The 16,068-nt window shown below is 73.9% G+C and carries 13 protein-coding genes and 1 pseudogene; 11 read left to right on the top strand and 3 right to left on the bottom strand.

All coding sequences use genetic code 11. The annotated features are described in order from the left end of the window. The 6 genes and pseudogenes from EDM22_RS19515 to EDM22_RS08495 form a co-directional block, all read left to right on the top strand. A pseudogene (locus EDM22_RS19515) lies at positions 1–537 on the top strand (hypothetical protein); the annotation flags it as partial. Beyond that, the gene (locus EDM22_RS08515) at positions 534–1,322 is read left to right on the top strand and encodes a polyprenol monophosphomannose synthase (RefSeq protein ID WP_122936637.1); all 789 of its coding nucleotides are present in this window, start codon (positions 534–536) and stop codon (positions 1,320–1,322) included. The pseudogene EDM22_RS19515 and the gene EDM22_RS08515, both read left to right, overlap by 4 nt. Beyond that, on the top strand, positions 1,315–1,785 hold the full coding sequence (locus EDM22_RS08510; RefSeq protein WP_122936636.1) for a GtrA family protein: 471 nt from the start codon (positions 1,315–1,317) through the stop codon (positions 1,783–1,785). The genes EDM22_RS08515 and EDM22_RS08510 overlap by 8 nt, the downstream gene beginning before the upstream one ends. Before the next feature lie 118 nt (positions 1,786–1,903). Further along, positions 1,904–2,929, top strand: coding sequence for an alpha/beta fold hydrolase (locus EDM22_RS08505; protein ID WP_122936635.1), 1,026 nt, complete (start codon positions 1,904–1,906; stop codon positions 2,927–2,929). Beyond that, positions 2,926–4,617 (top strand): ABC1 kinase family protein, encoded by a 1,692-nt coding sequence (locus EDM22_RS08500; protein ID WP_122936634.1) that lies wholly within the window; start codon positions 2,926–2,928, stop codon positions 4,615–4,617. The genes EDM22_RS08505 and EDM22_RS08500 overlap by 4 nt, the downstream gene beginning before the upstream one ends. A 61-nt stretch (positions 4,618–4,678) precedes the next feature. After that, entirely contained in the window at positions 4,679–6,034 is a 1,356-nt protein-coding gene (locus tag EDM22_RS08495) for a cation:proton antiporter (RefSeq protein WP_122936633.1), read from the top strand. A 41-nt stretch (positions 6,035–6,075) separates the two neighbouring features. Here the strand turns inward: EDM22_RS08495 and EDM22_RS08490 are convergent, their stop codons facing one another. After that, on the bottom strand, positions 6,076–6,810 hold the full coding sequence (locus tag EDM22_RS08490; protein ID WP_122936632.1) for a hypothetical protein: 735 nt from the start codon (positions 6,808–6,810) through the stop codon (positions 6,076–6,078). Positions 6,811–7,067: 257 nt separating this feature from the next. On the opposite strand from EDM22_RS08490, the gene EDM22_RS08485 reads away from it, so the two are divergent. From EDM22_RS08485 to EDM22_RS08475, 3 genes are read left to right on the top strand one after another with little or no spacing between them, the layout of a single operon-like run. Continuing rightward, positions 7,068–8,087: a heparan-alpha-glucosaminide N-acetyltransferase domain-containing protein gene (locus EDM22_RS08485; RefSeq protein ID WP_170964070.1), complete on the top strand. Its 1,020-nt coding sequence runs from the start codon at positions 7,068–7,070 to the stop codon at positions 8,085–8,087. A gap of 42 nt (positions 8,088–8,129) precedes the next feature. Next, positions 8,130–10,700, top strand: a complete 2,571-nt coding sequence (locus EDM22_RS08480; RefSeq protein WP_122936630.1) for a cation-translocating P-type ATPase — start codon at positions 8,130–8,132, stop codon at positions 10,698–10,700. A gap of 37 nt (positions 10,701–10,737) precedes the next feature. Beyond that, on the top strand, positions 10,738–11,406 hold the full coding sequence (locus tag EDM22_RS08475; protein WP_122936629.1) for a hypothetical protein: 669 nt from the start codon (positions 10,738–10,740) through the stop codon (positions 11,404–11,406). 84 nt (positions 11,407–11,490) lie between these two features. Here the strand turns inward: EDM22_RS08475 and EDM22_RS19510 are convergent, their stop codons facing one another. Then, positions 11,491–12,087: a TetR/AcrR family transcriptional regulator gene (locus EDM22_RS19510; RefSeq protein ID WP_170964069.1), complete on the bottom strand. Its 597-nt coding sequence runs from the start codon at positions 12,085–12,087 to the stop codon at positions 11,491–11,493. Positions 12,088–12,176: 89 nt separating this feature from the next. On the opposite strand from EDM22_RS19510, the gene EDM22_RS08465 reads away from it, so the two are divergent. After that, on the top strand, positions 12,177–13,628 hold the full coding sequence (locus EDM22_RS08465) for an MFS transporter (RefSeq protein WP_122936628.1): 1,452 nt from the start codon (positions 12,177–12,179) through the stop codon (positions 13,626–13,628). Continuing rightward, positions 13,625–14,353, top strand: a complete 729-nt coding sequence (locus EDM22_RS08460; RefSeq protein ID WP_122936627.1) for a hypothetical protein — start codon at positions 13,625–13,627, stop codon at positions 14,351–14,353. Before EDM22_RS08465 ends, EDM22_RS08460 begins: the two co-directional genes overlap by 4 nt. A gap of 26 nt (positions 14,354–14,379) precedes the next feature. Here EDM22_RS08460 and EDM22_RS08455 read toward each other — a convergent pair whose 3' ends face one another. Further along, positions 14,380–16,032: a thiamine pyrophosphate-binding protein gene (locus EDM22_RS08455; RefSeq protein WP_122936626.1), complete on the bottom strand. Its 1,653-nt coding sequence runs from the start codon at positions 16,030–16,032 to the stop codon at positions 14,380–14,382. Between the last annotated feature and the right edge of the window lie 36 nt (positions 16,033–16,068).

Raw genomic sequence — 16,068 nt, 5'->3', positions numbered from 1 at the left:
GCGCTCGCCGCGTCCGCCGCGCCCGTCGCGTCCCGCCCCGGCGCCGTCGGAGGGCGCCGGGCGGTGCCGCCGGCGACGCTCGTGCCGCTGCTCGGCCTGGCCGTCATCCTCGGCGCAGCGACGCCCGGCTACCTCGCGCAGCGGGGGCCCTACGCGAAGGACCACGGCGCCGATTTCCGGCAGGCGGCTGCGGTCGTCGCGGCGAACGCCTCGCCGGGCGACGCCATCGTGTTCGACCAGTCGACGAAGCCGTCGCGCCGGCCGCGCCTCTCCCTCGACCTCTACCCGGGGCAGTTCGCGGGTCTCGACGACGTGGCCCTGCGGCGCCCGCTGGCATCGCGCACCGTGCTGTGGGACGCCGTCGCCCCGCTGCCGGCCGTGGCCGACCGGGTCGAGGCGCATGCGCGCGTCTGGGCCGTCGAGAGCGGCTCCGACTCGACGGATGTCGCGGTGCTCCGCTCGCTCGGCTACACGGTCGAGCAGGCCATCCCCGTGCATCGCACCGTCGTCTACGAGCTGGTGAAGGAGGGATCATGACCCGCACGATCGTGATCATGCCCACGTACGACGAGCGCGCCAACCTCGGCGGCGTGGCAGCGCGACTCCGCGAGGCGGCGCCGGAGGTGGAGCTCCTCGTCGTCGACGACGACTCGCCCGACGGCACGGGCCTGCTCGCCGACGAGCTCGCCACCGCCGATCCGCTCGTGCACGTGCTGCACCGGCACTCGAAGGACGGCCTCGGCGCGGCGTATCGCGCCGGCTTCGCGTGGGCGCTCGAGCGCGGCTACGACGTGCTCGTCGAGATGGACGCCGACGGGTCGCACCTCCCCGAGCAGCTCCCGCGCCTGCTCGCCGGGCTCGATCGTGCCGATGTCGTGGTGGGGTCGCGCTGGGTCGACGGCGGCGAGGTGGTCGGCTGGCCCCTGCACCGACGCCTGATCTCGCTCGGCGGCAGCGCCTACGCGCGGCTCGCGCTCGGGCTCCCGCAGCGGGACGTGACCGGTGGATATCGCGCGTTCCGGGCCGGGGCCCTCGAGCGGTTACGGCCGGCCGAGCTCCGCAGCCAGGGGTACAGCTTCCAGGTCGAGCTGCTCTGGCAGGCCGAGGAGGCGGGCCTGCGCATCGTCGAGGTGCCGATCACGTTCGTCGAGCGGGCGCTCGGGCGCTCCAAGATGAGCGGGGCCATCGTGCTCGAGGCGATGCTGCGGGTGGGCCGGTGGGGGCTCGCTTCGCTTCCGGCGCGGATGTCGCGCGGCGCCCGCCCCGCGGCATCCGGCGCCCGCCCCGCGGCATCCGCAGCCCAGGAGCGCGCGCATGCGTGAGCGGTTGCGCCTGGGGCGCCAGCTCGTGACCTTCGCGGCGATCGGCGGCGTCGGGTTCGTGCTCGACGTCGGCATCTTCAACCTGCTCACGGCGTCGGTGCTCTCGTCGCACGTGGCAGGCGGGCCGATGGTCGCCAAGGCGATCTCGACGACCGTGGCGATCGCGGCGAACTGGATCGGGAACCGCACGCTCACGTTCCGCGACGAACGGCGCCCCGACGCGGCGCGGGAGGCCGTCGAGTTCGCGCTCGTGAGCCTCGCGGGCAGCGCGATCTCGCTCGCGTGCCTCGGATTCAGCCACTACGCGCTCGGGCTCACCTCGCGGCTCGCCGACAACGTCTCGGCGAACGTGATCGGCCTGCTCGCCGGCTCTGCCTTCCGCTTCGTCGCCTACCGGTCGTGGGTGTTCGGCCGACGCGCGCCGGGCTCCGAGCCCGTGGCCGTGCGCGAGAACGCGCGCTGACGACGGCTGCTGCGGGCGGATGACGCGCCGCGGCCCGGGTGTACGTTGAGAGTGGATCCGGGGTCGGTGCACCCGACGGGCCCGGTCCGCCCCCCGGGATCCGGAGGGGAGCACGGCCATGCAGCAGCCTCCCCTGCCCGAGCGACGGCCGGGCCGGCGGCGCGGCATCCGCTCGCCCCGGGTCGGTGCGCTCCCGGCGGTCGTCATGGCGCTCGTGCTCGCCGCGTGCGCCGGCGCGCCGGATCCGAACCCGCCCGACGAAACGGCATCCGCCGCCGCGACCCCGCGGGCCGACATCGCCGGCACGTTCGACATCGGCGACGGCCGGCGGATGTACCTCGAGTGCCGCGGCAGCGGCGCGCCGACCGTGATCCTCATCTCGGGTCAGCGGGGCTCGGCCGCGGACTGGTCCATCACCGTGAACGACGACGAACCCGTGCCCGTGTTCGCCCAGCTGGCCGAGCAGACCCGCGTGTGCGCCTACGATCGGCCCGGAACGCCCGTGGGCGACAGCTTCAGCCGCAGCGATCCCGCACCGCAGCCCACGACGGCGGGCGCCATGGTCGACGATCTCCGTGCGCTGCTGCGGTCGGCGGGGGAGACGGGACCATTCGTCCTCGTCGGTCACTCGGCGGGCGGCCTCGCGGCGCGGCTGTACGCCGCGGATCACCCCGCGGAAGTCTCGGGGCTGGTGCTCGTCGATGCGCTGTCGCCCGGGCTGCAGGACGCCGAGACCCCCGAGCAGTGGACGATCCAGCTCCAGCTGCTCGCGGGCGACATCGCGGAGAGCCTCATCGAGTACCCCGACCTCGAGCAGGTGGATGTGACGGGGAGCTTCGCCCAGGTCCGTGCCGCGCCACCCCTGCCCGCGCTCCCCCTGTCGGTCATTTCCGCCGGCCGGTCGCTGGCGCCCGTCGTCGCCGAGCTCGTCGCGTCGGGCGCGTTCCCGCCCGAGGTGCCCGCGGACTTCGGTTCCGTGGTGGATGCCGCGCAGGCCGAGAGCCAGGCGGGGCTCGCACGGCTCGCACCGGGTGCCGAGCACCTCACGCACACGAACAGCGGGCACAATGTCCACCAGGAGCAGCCCGTGCTCGTCGCGGACGCGATCTTGCGGGTGGTCGACCGAGTGAGGGAGCACACATGAGCCCAGGCCGTGCCGACTCCGGTCACGCCGCGCGCTACCGCCAGATCTCCGCGACCCTGCGCCGCCACAGCCTCGGCTTCTTCGCGGGCCTCATCGGCGCCGGGCGCCTCAACCCGTTCCGTCGGGGGCAGTCCGGAGCGGGGCAGGATTCCGGGCCGGCCGCCGATGCCGTCGCGCCGCCCGAGCACGTCCGCCTCGCGCTCGAGGAGCTCGGACCGACCTTCATCAAGCTCGGCCAGGTGCTCTCCACCCGTTCCGACCTGCTTCCGCAGGCGTACGTCGACGAGCTCGCCAAGCTCCAGGACGCGGCTCCGCCCGTCGCGATCGAGCAGATCCGCGAGGTGATCCGGCAGGAACTCGGCGCCGAGCCCGAGGAGCTGTTCCGGTCGTTCGAAGACCGCCCCCTGGCATCCGCGTCGATCGGCCAGGCCCACACCGCCACGCTCCACGACGGCACCGAGGTGGTGGTCAAGGTGCGCCGCCCCGGCGCCGTCGCCCAGGTGCAGCAGGACCTCGAGATCCTGCAGAACCTCGCGATCCGCGCGAGCCGGGTGTGGGACCTCGCCCGCGACTACGACGCGCCCGGGCTCGCCGACGAGTTCGCGCAGACCATCCGGGCCGAGCTCGACTACCTGCAGGAGGGACGCAACGCCGAGCGGTTCGCCGAGGACTTCGAGTTCGAGCCCGACGTGCAGATCCCCCGCGTGTTCTGGGACTTCACGACCTCGCGCGTGCTCACGCTCGAGCGCATGAGCGGCGCCAACGTGGGCGACGCCGCCGCCCTCGACGCCGCCGGCGTCGACCGGAAGGCCCTCGCCCGGCGCGGCGCGGACATCGTGCTCAAGATGACCTTCGAGGACCGCTTCTTCCACGCCGACCTGCACCCCGGCAACCTGTTCATCCACGACGACGGCTCGATCGCGCTCATCGACTTCGGGATGGTGGGCGAGGTCGGCGAGGAGCTGCGGGGGCACCTCAGCAACGTCTTCATCGGGATCGTGCGGGGCAACGCCGACCTGGTCGCGAAGGCGCTCATGGGCATCTCGGTCGGCTCGGTGCCCGTCGACCGCGACGCCCTGCGTGCGGACCTCACGGCGTTCCTCGCCCGGTACCGCCTCCACTCGCTGCGCGAGACGCCCTTCGCGCGCATGATCGCCGAGCTGTTCGTGATCCTGCGCGACAACCGCCTGCGCCTGCCGAGGGAGATGGCGCTCATCTTCAAGTCCCTCGTCATGATCGAGGGGCTCGCGGTGCGGCTCGATCCCGACTTCCGGCTCGGCGAGGCGCTCGAGCCGTACGCCCAGCGGCTCGCGCGCGAGCGGCTCAGCGCGTCGGTGCTGGCGCGACGCATCGCCCGCGCCTCCAGCGACCTCGGCGAGCTCGCACTCGAGTTCCCCGGCGTCCTGCGCCGGGTCGTCGACGTCGCCGACACCTCCGGCATCCAGGTGCACCTGCGCGCCGCCGAGCTCGAGCCGCTCATGGGCCGCGCCGAGCGCATCGGCAATCGCCTCGTGGCCGGCATGATCAGCGCCGCGCTCATCACGGGCGTCGGCAACGTGGTCACGCGCGAGCGGAGGTGGCGCTCGTGGGAGGGGGCGATGCTCGGCACGGGCCTCGGCGTCATCGGAACGCTCGGCGCCTACCTCGCGTGGACGGCGGGCCGCCACCGCCGCCGCGGGCCGCGCTGACGTTCCCGCCCGCTCGGGTCGGAGGTCCCTGAGCTCGACCCGTGCGCTCCCTACGATTGCGGTGGGCCCGCCCGAGGCGGGACGCACGATCGAGAGCGGGGGCCTCATGGTCGCAGCGACGACGATCCTGGCGATCATCATCGTATGGAGCGTGTGCTCCGCGCCGCTCGACCGGCGGGGCATCACGTCGGCGTTGTTCCTCTCCGCCGCGGGACTCGTGGTGGGCGGGTCGGCGCTCGGCTGGCTCGACATCTCGGTCGAGTCGGCGACGGCCGAGCGGGTGGCGGAGATCGCGCTCGTGCTCCTCCTGTTCAGCGACGCCAGCCGGCTCGACCTGCGATCGCTCCGACAGGGCTTCGGGTGGCCGAGCCGCCTGCTGTTCATCGGCCTGCCCCTCACGATGATCGCCGGGGTGGGCGCCGGCGCGCTCGCGTTCCCCGGCATGCCCCTGGCCTCCGTCGTGCTCCTCGCGACGATGCTCGCATCGACGGATGCCGCGCTCGGCCAGAAGGTCGTCACCGACCCGGCGGTGCCGGCCCGCGTGCGGCAGGCGCTCGACGTCGAGAGCGGCCTCAACGACGGCCTCGCGGTTCCGTTCTTCCTCGTCGCGCTCGAGATCGCGAACGCCGACCTCGAGACGCAGCCGGCCGCTGCCGTCGTCGGGAACATGGCGGCGCAGATCGGCTGGGGGCTCACGGGCGGCCTCGTCGCGGGCATCGCGGGCGGCCTCCTCTTCCGCGCCGCCGAACGTCGCGGTTGGATCGGCCACGAGTGGCGGCAGATCGTGCCGCTCGCGGTGGCGCTCGCGGCGTACACGATCGCGCTCGCGCTGGGGGGCAGCGGCTTCATCGCCGCCTTCGTCGGCGGACTCGCGTTCGGCAGCGTCTCGGGCGCCCGCGGCTCGATCGTCACCCTCCTCACCGAGGAGACGGGCGGCTTCCTCGCGGCGGTGACGTGGATCGGCTTCGGCGCGCTGATGCTGACCCTCGCGATCCCGTACCTCACCTGGCAGGTCGTGCTCTACGCCGCGCTGAGCCTCACCGTCGTGCGCATGCTCCCGGTCGCGATCGCGTTCGCCGGGGAGCGGGTGGGTCGTCCGACGGTCGCGTTCCTGGGATGGTTCGGTCCCCGCGGCCTCGCCTCGCTCGTGTTCGTCCTGCTCGCGGTGGAGCGCGGCATCCCCGACAGCGAGGTGGTGCTCACGACCGTGCTCGTCACCGTCGCCCTGAGCGTCGTGCTGCACGGGCTCACGTCGGTGCCGTTCGTCGCGCTCTACCACCGCTGGTACGAGGGGCATGCGGCCGAGCACCCCGCCGCGGCGGAGTCGGCGCCCGCCACGATGTCGCGCCGGCGACGGCACTTCGCCGAACGCGCGCCCGAGCCGGTCGCGCCCGCCGACGGCGGAACGCCGTCCTGAGACTCGTTGCGCCTCCTCGTCGCGCCGTTGACGCGCGCCGCTCAGGTGCGTGCGTGGAGCGCGTCCGGCGCCGCCCGAGCGGAGGGGTGCGTCGACGGATGCCGCGTGGCGGCGGTCGTGGGAGCGTCGAGACCGGTGGGCGGCGCGCCGCCGGCGGCATCCGCTCGCGCACCCGGCGCGACCAGCGCCGCACGCACCACGAACGCCGACCACGCCACGAAGCCCAGGAGCTTGGCGCCGTCCTCGACGAGCACGGAGAGCTGCGTGGCCTCCAGTGCCGCGTCGACGAGCAGCGACGAGCCGAGTGCGGCACCGGCGAGGACGAGCAGCCCGAGGTCGAGCCGCTGCTCGATCAGGGCGCGGAACCGCACGAGGAACCACGCGAACGCGCCGGCGTACGCGACGATGAACGCGAGTCGCGCCCACGTCGCGAACGTGAACGTCTCGTGCAGGAGCAGCAGGTCGTCGAGGACGACGGCCAGGCTGAGCAGGCCGGCGCCTCCCAGCAGCGACCGCATCCGCCCCGGGGTCGCCCGCAGGGCGATCCAGCCGAGGAGTGCGGCACCGCTCGTGAGGGCCATGACGAGGATGCCCAGGTTGGAGACGAGCCCGTAGGCGGCGTGCGGGCTGCCGTGGGCGATGGCGACCACCTGGCTGTCGCGCAGGAGGTGGCTCGGCGGCAGCCACGGCTGCAGGGCGACAGCGACGAGCAGGAGCGCGACCGGTGCGACGACCGCGGCGTAGGTCGCGCGCGGTGTGCGGGCGAGTGCGCGCATCGTCCGGGTGACGACCGGGGGACGGGGGTGGGATGGGCTCACGATTCCTCCACCCCGATCCGCGTCGCAGTGGTGGCGTGACGGCGGGATCGGGGCAACAACATCGGGTGCGCGGGCGGTCCTGCCCGCGTGCGTCCGCGCTCGGGGTGTCGGCGGCGCAGTGGCCCAAGCTATGCGCTCGACCACCGCGTGAGAAGGCCCTTGACACCGGCCTTTCGACCTGCCGGGCCCGGTGGGGCGGGGGTACCGTGAGCGGCATGCGACCCGGGACGCGAGACGAGCCGGGTGCGGATGCGCGACCGCCCGAGGCCGCCCGAGCGCCCGGGAACACCGCGGCCGAGCCTCGGATCCTCTCCATCGACCGCCTGCGCGGCGTGCTCGTCATCCTCATGGTCGGCGGGGACCACCTCGCCGGCGTCGAGGTGGTGCCGGCGTTCCTCAAGCACGCCCCCGACATCGGCCTCACGATCGCCGACACCGTCGCCCCGGCGTTCGTCTTCGTGATCGGCCTGAACTACGGGCCGTCATTCGCGCGACGGATGCGGCGGGGCACCGCCCCCGCGGTCCGCCACTTCGTGGTGCGGTACCTGGCACTCATCGGCATCGGCGCGATCATCGCGGCGGGCGCGACGACGTTCGCCGCCCAGCCGACCGACTGGGGCGTGCTGCAGGCCATCGGGGTCGCCGGACTGATCTGCCTGCCCGCCATCCGGCTGCCCGCCTGGGCCCGCTTCGGCGTGGGACTGCTGGTCCTGTGGGGCTACCAGGTGGCGCTCGACGCGTTCATGCTCCCGTCCGTGCTGCATTCGGTGCAGGGCGGGTTGTTCGGCGCGCTCTCGTGGGGTGCGCTGCTGCTCATGTCGACCGCGGTGGCCGACGTGTGGCGGTCGGGACTTCGCCCGTACGGCATCTGCTGCGCGCTGCTGGTGGTCGCGGCGACGATCGCGGCCGTGCTCGTGCCGGTGAGCAAGGTGCGCGTCTCGCTCAGCTACGTGCTCGTCACCCTGGCGATCAGCGCCCTGGTCTTTCTCGCCTTCGACCTCGCGTCTCGCGTCGTCGCGCAGCGCCCGGGGTTCTTCTGCTGGTGGGGCGAGAACGCCCTCGCGCTCTACGTGCTCCATCTCGTGATCCTCGCGATCGTCGTGGTGCCGCCGGTGGCGTGGTGGTACGTCGGGGCGCCGTACTGGCTCGCGGCCGCGCAACTCGCGGTCATCCTCGCGGTGCTGTCGGCGGTCGCGTGGTGGGCGCACCGGCGCGGCATCCGGATGGACCTGTAGGCGGCTGCCCGTCACCCCGACCGCTCGAACCAGGAAGGTCCCATGAGCCCGACCCCCGACACCACCCCGCTCCTCGAGCTGCGCGGCCTGTCCAGCGCGGAGGCGGAGCGCCGGCTGGCGACCGACGGGCCCAATGAGCTGGCGACGGCGAAGCCGCGCAACCTCCTGCAGCAGGCGTGGGCGGTGGTGCGCCAGCCGATGATCCTGCTGCTCCTGATCGCGGGCACCGTGAACTTCGCACTGGCCGAACCGCTCGACGGCGCCATCCTGATGTCGTTCGTCGTGGTGGTGATCACCATCTCGATCTACCAGGAGCACAAGACCGAGAACGCCCTCTCGGCGCTGCGCGACCTGTCGTCCCCACGAGCGCTCGTCGTGCGCGACGGGCGGCAGCTGCGCATCCCTGGCCGCGAGGTCGTGCGCGGCGACGTCATCGTGCTCGTCGAGGGCGACCGCGTGCCCGCCGACGCCGCGCTCGCCGAGGCGGCCAACCTCTCGGTCGACGAGTCGGCACTCACGGGCGAGTCGGTGCCGGTGCGCAAGACGCGCGTCGACGGCCCGCCCGACGCCGCGACGATGGGGCCGCCCGGCGGCGACGCCACGCCGTGGGTCTACTCGGGCACCTTGGTGGTCAAGGGCCGCGCCATCGCCCTGGCGAAGGGCACCGGGTCGAACACCGAGCTCGGTCGCATCGGCACGGCGCTGCGCACCATCGAGGAGGGGCCGACGCCGCTCCAGCGCGAGATCGACCGCCTCGTGCGCGTCATCGCCGTGCTGGGGGTGCTCGCCGCCGTGGCCGTGGCCGTGATCTACGGCCTGACTCGAGGGGTGTGGCTCGAGGGCGTGCTCGCCGGCATCGCCACGGCGATGGCCATGCTCCCCGAGGAGTTCCCGGTGGTGCTCACGGTCTTCCTCGCACTCGGGGCGTGGCGGATGTCGCAGCGCCACGTGCTCACGCGCCGCCCGCCCGTCATCGAGACGCTCGGCTCGGCGACGGTCGTCTGCGTCGACAAGACCGGCACGCTCACGATGAACCGGATGACCGTGCGCGAGTTCACGGTCGGCGGGCGCACCCACGTCGTCGAGCCCGGGGCGCCGCTGCCCGAGGAGTTCCACGAGGTCGCGGAGTACGCCGTGCTCGCCTCCCCGGTCGACCCCTTCGACCCCATGGACACGGCGTTCACGGCGCTCGGCGGCCGCGCGCTCGCGGGCACGGAGCACCTGCATCCGGGCTGGGAGCTCGTGCGCGAGTACCCGCTCTCCGAGCAGCTGCTGGCGCTCGCGCACGTGTGGCGATCGCCCGACGGCGCCGACTACGTCGTCGCGGCGAAGGGGGCGCCGGAGGCGATCGCCGATCTGTGCCATTTCGACGCCGACGCGATGGCGTCCCTGCGCCGGCAGGTCGACGCCGCGACATCCGCCGGACTGCGCGTGCTCGGCGTCGCGCGGGCGACCTTCGCCGGGGGCGAGGCGCTGCCGCCCGGGCAGCACGACTTCGACTTCGAGTTCGTGGGGCTCGCGGGCCTCCACGACCCCGTGCGGGCGGGGGTCGGCGAGGCCGTCGCCGAGCTCGCGCGCGCGGGCGTGCGCACGGTCATGATCACGGGCGACTACCCCGGCACGGCGCTCGCGATCGCCCGGGAGATCGGCCTCGACAGCGCCGGCGGGGTGATCACGGGCCCCGAGCTGGCGGAGCTGGGCGACGAGGAGCTGGCCCGCCGCATCCGCACCGTGAGCGTGTTCGCGCGCATGGTGCCCGACCAGAAGCTGCGACTCGTGCGCGCGCTGCAGGCCGACGACGAGGTCGTGGGCATGACGGGCGACGGCGTCAACGACGCTCCCGCCCTGCGCGCGGCCGACATCGGCATCGCGATGGGCGCACGGGGCACGGATGTCGCCCGCGAATCGGCGGCGCTCGTCATCACCGACGACGACTTCGCGTCGATCGCGGGCGGCATCCGGCAGGGTCGCGGCATCTTCGACAACCTGCGCAAGGCGATGGCGTACATCATCGCCGTGCACGTGCCGATCGTGGGCATGTCGCTCATCCCGGTGTTCGTCGTCGAGTGGCCGCTCGTGCTGCTGCCCGCGCTCATCGCGTTCATCGAGCTCATCATCGATCCCGCGTGCTCCATCGTGTTCGAGGCCGAGCAGGCCGACCCCGACATCATGGAGCAATCGCCGCGCGGCCTCGGCGAACCGCTGTTCGGCGCGCGCGTCCTCACCATCGCGGTGGTGCAGGGACTGTCGGCGCTCGCCGCGGTGCTCGCGGTCTACCTCTGGGCCGTGTTCGACGGCCGGCCCGACGAGGTCGTGCGGTCGGTCACGTTCGCAACGCTCGTGATCGGCAACCTCGCCCTCATCCTCGTGAACCGATCGTGGCGTCTGCCCATCTGGCGCACCTTCCGCGAACGTCGCAACCGCACCCTCAAGTGGATCCTCCTCGGCGCGACCGGGCTCCTCGCCGCGCTCCTGCTCGTGCCCGCGTTCCGCGACGCGTTCGGCCTCGGTCCGCTCGAGCCGCTCGACTGGGTCGTCGCGATGATCGCCGGATTCGCCGGGGTCGCGTGGTTCGAGGTGGCCAAGGCCGTCGCCGCCCGTCGGGCCGGATGACCCTATCGCCGCGGCGATCGCTCGCTAGCCTTCCGGCATGAGCGACGCGATGGAGCGGCCCGCCATAAGGCGCCTGGCCTCGCCGCGCGCGGCGGCCGTCGCCGGCGTGCTGTTCGCGGTGCTGTTCGCGACGAGCCTGGTGCTGCTGCGCTCCGCGCTCCCGGGGTCGCTCGCCGCGGAGGCGGACTGGCGCGGCGACGGGGCGACGAGGATCACGCTCGCGGTCAGCATCATGCCGTTCGCAGGGATCGCGTTCCTGTGGTTCCTCGGGGTGCTCCGCGACACGTTCGGCGAGGGCGAGGACAAGCTCTTCTCCTCGGTGTTCCTCGGCAGCGGCATCCTCTTCCTGGCCATGGTCTTCGTCGCGGCCGCCATCGCCGGGGCGCTCCTCGCGACGGTCGACGTGGGCGGCGAGCCGGAGACCACCGCCTTCGCCTTCGCGCGCGCCGTGATGCTGCAGATCAGCAACGTGTACGCGCTGCGCATGGCCGGCGTGTTCATGATCTCCCTCGGCACGCTGTGGCTGCGTACCGGGGCGCTGCCGAAGTGGATGTCGCTGGTCACCTACGCCCTGGCCGCCGTGCTCCTCGTGGTGGTGTCGCTCAGCCTGTGGGCCACGTTGATCTTCCCGGGCTGGGCGTTCCTCGTCAGTGCCTACCTGCTGGTCCGGAGCTACCGGAAGCGCCCGGTCCTTCCTCACGCGTGAGTCGTGGGGCAGCTCGCCGAGGAGCGTGCCGTCGCGCGACGCGGATGACGCGCCCGAGCGTGCCGTGATGGTCGAAGCGGGCCGTCACGGCCGCAGAAAGGTCGAGTGCGCCAACCGCGCGAGGTGCGACGCGGAGGCATCGCCGGTCCAGCCGTGCAGGCCGACGAGCGTCTCGAGCACGTCGAACGACATCAGCGCCTGGAGCATGTCGGCCATCGTCTCCACCGTCCAGCCCGCGGCGAGCCGCCCTTCGCCACGAGTCCGCTCGGCCAGTTCCCGGCACAGCCGGCGCCAGTCGGCCTGCACGAGCCGCCAGTGCTCGGCGGCATCCGCGTCGTGCTCCGTCACGGCGTGCACGGCTCGGGCGACGCGGGCGATGCGCGGGTGGAAGCGGGCGACGTGCGCAGCCCAGGCGGTGAGGGCGGCGGCGGCATCGGGTGCCTCGTGCACGGGCCGGAGCGACGCGGCGAGGCCCTCCTGCTCGTTGACGTGGTCGAACAGGGCGGTGAGCAGACGGGTGCGCGAGTCGAAGCGGAGGTAGACCGACCGCCGGGTGACGCCGGCTCGCTCGGCCACGGCGCCCATCGTCAGGTCGGACACACCGCGCTCCTCGACGATCGCGCGCGCGGCCTCGAGGATCGCCGCGTACGTGCGTCGGCTCCGAGCGTTCTGGGGCTCCACTCGTGGCCTCCTTCCCGGAATAACTTATCAGGGTGTGTCGTTCGATAACTACACAGTCCGTGTATTTATCAGATCAACCGGAGCGCACCATGAACCGTCCACCCGTCTCGGGGCCGGCCCGACCGACCCGCCTGGCCCTCGTCCTGCTCGCGGCCACCCAGTTCCTGCTGGTGCTGGACTCCGCGATCGTCAACGTCGCCCTTCCCTCGATGCAGGCCGACCTCGGCTTCAGCCCGCAGGGGATCACCTGGGTGGTCAACGCCTACGCCCTGCTGTTCGGCGGTCTCCTGCTCTTCGGCGGCCGGCTGGCCGACGTGGCCGGTGCGCGGCGGGTGTTCGTCGCCGGGGTCGCCGTGTTCGCGGCGGCCTCCGTGGCCGGCGCCCTCGCCCAGGCCCCCGAGGCCCTGGTCGCAGCCCGGGCCGTCCAGGGCGTCGGAGCCGCGCTCACGGCGCCGGCCGCCATGGCCCTCGTGATGGCGATCTTCGCCCCCGGGCCCGGGCGGAACCGCGCGCTGGGCACGATGGGCGCGGCGGCCGGTCTCGGGGGTGCGTCGGGGTCCATCCTCGGCGGACTCCTCACCGAAGCCTGGGGCTGGCCCGCGATCCTCTGGATCAACGTGCCGATGGGGATCCTCATCGTCGCCGGCGCGCTCCGACGACTCCCCGCCGCGGCGGCGCGCGCCGGGCGGCTCTCGCTCGACCTCGGCGGAGCGGCCACGGCGACCGGCGCCGTGCTGGCCCTCGTGTACGGGCTCATCGGCGTCTCGGAGAGCGGATGGCTGTCGGCCCGCGCCCTCCTTCCGCTGGCGGCCGCAGCGGCCCTGCTCGGCCTGTTCGCGACGATCGAGCGACGCGCCGCCGACCCGCTCCTCCCTCCGTCGCTGTTCCGCGTTCGCGGCCTTCGCGGCGCCAACCTCACGGTGCTGCTCAGCGCCATGGCGATGATGCCCATGTGGTTCCTGCTCACCGTCTACCTCCAGGCCGTGCGCGGGTACGGCCCGGTGGGCGCGGGTCTCGCGGTCATCCCCACGGTGGCCATGCTCGTGGTCTTCAACGGCCTGTCGCACCGCATCATCGCGAAGTTCGGCGTGCGGATGCCGCTGGCCGCCGGCCTCCTCGTCGCGGCCGCCGGGTTGGCGTGGACCTCCGACCTCGCCCCGCAGTCGTCCTTCGTCGCCGACCTGCTCCTGCCGCAGCTGGTCACCGGCATCGGCTTCGGACTCGCCTTCGTCGCCGGCACCGTGTCGGCCACGAGCAACGTGCCGCTCGAGCGGTCGGGTGTCGCCGCGGGCTTCTACAACACCTCCCAGCAGGTCGGCGGCGCGATCGGCCTCGCGGTGCTCGCCGCGGTGGCGGCAGGGACGGGCGTCGTCGACACCGGCGCGCTGACCTCGGACCTGGGGCAGGCGTTCCGCGTCGCGGCGGGGTTCGCGGCGGCCGCAGCCGTCGCCGCCTGGTTGCTCCTGCCCCGCGCGATCCGCCCTGCGGGCAGCCCGCGCGCAGCGGCGCTCGACGCCGCGTCAGCAGGGGAGCCGGCATGAACCGCGACCGCATCGACCGCAGGGGCGGAACCGGCATCCCCGAACGGATCGGCCCGGGCCCGTGGGCGCGAGCGGCCCTCTGGCTCCTCCCGCTGCACGCGGGCCTTCTGGCGGTGTCCACGATCACCCATCAGCCCGACCCGGCGTCGGACTTCGGCGGCTACGCGGACTACGTCACCTCGCCCCTCTTCCTGGCCGGCCATCTGGTGGCGAGCATCGTCGGCGCGGCCCTCGGCATTCTCGGTGCCGACGCCGCTCTCGCCCACCTCGTCGGCGGCAGGGGCCGGCGCCGGGCCGTCTCGGGCACGGCCCTCTTCACGGTCGGCAACGTGCTGCTGACGTCGATCTTCGCCGCGGCGGCGTTCGCCCAGCCGGCCATCGGACGGGCCTGGCTCGCCGGGCATGAGAGCGTCGCGCGGGCGGTGAACGACGACGTCTACGGTCTCCCCCTCATCGGCACGGCGATCGCCGGGCTCATCCTGTTCATGTCGGGTGCCGCCCTGCTGGGGGCGGGCATCGCGGCGACGCCCGCGTTGCGCATCCCGGGCACCACGTACGCGATCGCGGTGCCGGTCGCGGCGGTGGCCGGATTCGCGATGCCGGTGCTGCAGCCGGTCGCCGCCGCGGTCGCTGCCGTCGCCGCGGTGGTGGTGGCGCTCCGTCTGCCCCGCTCGACGGCCGGCGAGCGGAGGCGGGTCGGCGGCGCGAGTCGCGCCGCCGACTGACGGCGGCGGTCGAGGGGTGCCGACGGTCAGCGGTTCGCGGCCAGGATCTCCCGCTGGAACGGCGCCACCACGCGATCGGAGACACGGCAGTCCAGCAGCAGGAACCGCCGCTCGGCTGCGGGCTCGGCGGCCCACGCGCCCAGGCGGTCGAGGTCGGCGAGCCGTCGTACGACGACGGCCTCGGCCCCGACGGCCGTCGCGAGGCCGGCGAAGCCCACCTGCGGGATCCGCATCGGCTCGCGGGCGAGGCCGAGCTCGCCGTAGACGTGCACCTCGGCCCCGTATGCGGCGTCGTTCCAGACGACCGCGATCCCGCGTCCGCCGGCGACGCGCACGGCGGACTCGAGGTCGGCCAGCGCCATGAGGCCCCCGCCGTCGCCGGTCGTGAGCACGACGGTGGCGTCGGGCCGGGCCGCGGCCGCGCCGACGACGCTCGGGAAGCCGAGGCCGATCGACTGGAACGCGGTGCCGACCATGACCATGCGATCGGGGGAGGCCACGGGCCAGTACATGTTCGCCCAGCCGATGAAGTGCCCGCCGTCGGAGACGACGACGCGGTCGCCGGGCAGCAGCTCGGCGAGCCGCGCGGCGACCGACCGCGGATCCAGGCGGCCGTCGTCGGCGACGTCCGTGCCCGGGTCGTGCCGGAGCGACGACGTGACGTCGACCCGGTCGCGCCAGCCCGATGCGCGAGTGCCGAGGGCGCCGATCCGGCCCACGAGGTCGCGTGCCACCACGGCCGCGTCGCCGCGCACGAAGCCGCCGACGTGCGGATGCGTCGCGGTCGCGGCCGTGTCGACCTGCGCGACGTGCGCGCCCGGGGCGAAGAGCTCGCCGAACCGCATCGTGAACTGGTTGAGCGACGCGCCGAAGACGACGGCGACGTCGGCCTGCCGCACGAGCTCCATGGCGGCCTCGGCGCCGAAGCCGCCCGCGACGCCGAGGTCGAACCGGGGGTCGGGGAAGATCCCGCGCCCGAGCGCGGTCGTCGCGGTGAGCGCGCCCGTCAGCTCGGCCAGCTCGCCGAGGGCGGCGCCGGCGCCCGCGAGCCAGGCGCCGCGTCCGGCGAGCAGGAGCGGTCGCTGCGCGTCGGCGAGCCGCCGCGCGAGGTCGGCGACCACCTGCGAGGCGAACGCCCCGGCCGGCACGAGCGGCGCGGGAAGCCGCAGCGCGACGGGCTCGGGCACCTCGCCCGCCTCGTGCGACGCCACGTCGTAGGGGATCGCGAGCACGGTCGGCACCCGGTACGCGAGGGCGTGCTCGATCGCGAGGACGGTCGTGGCCGCGGCATCCGTTCGCCCGACCGTGTACGTGCGGGCGCCCACCGCCGAGGCGAGCGCGACCTGGTCGACGCCCCACGGGCGCGGGCCCGACGTGGGCTCGTCGCCGACGACGAGCACGAGCGGCACCCGCGCCTGCACGGCCTCGGCGAGGCCCGTGAGCGTGTTCGTGAACCCGGCCCCGTACGTGGCCGTCGCGGCGGCGATCCGCCCCGACGCGCGGAAGTGGGCGTCGGCCGCCACGACCCCGCCCACCTCGTGCCGGACGGCGACGAACGCGGCATCCGTCTCGCGCTCGAGGGCGTCGAGGAACCAGGCGTTTCCGTTGCCCATCACGCCGAAGACGTGGTCGACGTGGGCGGTGAGGGTGCGGGCGACGTGCGCGGAGACGGTGGGCATGGCGAAGCCTTTCGAGACGGGACGGATGCGGGTTCC

Source organism: Agromyces tardus, assembly GCF_003710805.1.
GTDB lineage: Bacteria > Actinomycetota > Actinomycetes > Actinomycetales > Microbacteriaceae > Agromyces > Agromyces tardus.
Note: the sequence above shows the minus strand (reverse complement) of the source record. Positions and strands in the feature narration are given on the sequence as shown.

Coding starts and splice junctions, on each gene's coding strand:
- EDM22_RS08515 (WP_122936637.1), top strand. CDS start 534: ATGACCCGCACGATCGTGATCATGCCCACGTACGACGAGCGCGCCAAC.
- EDM22_RS08510 (WP_122936636.1), top strand. CDS start 1,315: ATGCGTGAGCGGTTGCGCCTGGGGCGCCAGCTCGTGACCTTCGCGGCG.
- EDM22_RS08505 (WP_122936635.1), top strand. CDS start 1,904: ATGCAGCAGCCTCCCCTGCCCGAGCGACGGCCGGGCCGGCGGCGCGGC.
- EDM22_RS08500 (WP_122936634.1), top strand. CDS start 2,926: ATGAGCCCAGGCCGTGCCGACTCCGGTCACGCCGCGCGCTACCGCCAG.
- EDM22_RS08490 (WP_122936632.1), bottom strand. CDS start 6,810: ATGCGCGCACTCGCCCGCACACCGCGCGCGACCTACGCCGCGGTCGTC.
- EDM22_RS08485 (WP_170964070.1), top strand. CDS start 7,068: ATGCGACCCGGGACGCGAGACGAGCCGGGTGCGGATGCGCGACCGCCC.
- EDM22_RS08480 (WP_122936630.1), top strand. CDS start 8,130: ATGAGCCCGACCCCCGACACCACCCCGCTCCTCGAGCTGCGCGGCCTG.
- EDM22_RS08475 (WP_122936629.1), top strand. CDS start 10,738: ATGAGCGACGCGATGGAGCGGCCCGCCATAAGGCGCCTGGCCTCGCCG.
- EDM22_RS08465 (WP_122936628.1), top strand. CDS start 12,177: ATGAACCGTCCACCCGTCTCGGGGCCGGCCCGACCGACCCGCCTGGCC.
- EDM22_RS08460 (WP_122936627.1), top strand. CDS start 13,625: ATGAACCGCGACCGCATCGACCGCAGGGGCGGAACCGGCATCCCCGAA.
- EDM22_RS08455 (WP_122936626.1), bottom strand. CDS start 16,032: ATGCCCACCGTCTCCGCGCACGTCGCCCGCACCCTCACCGCCCACGTC.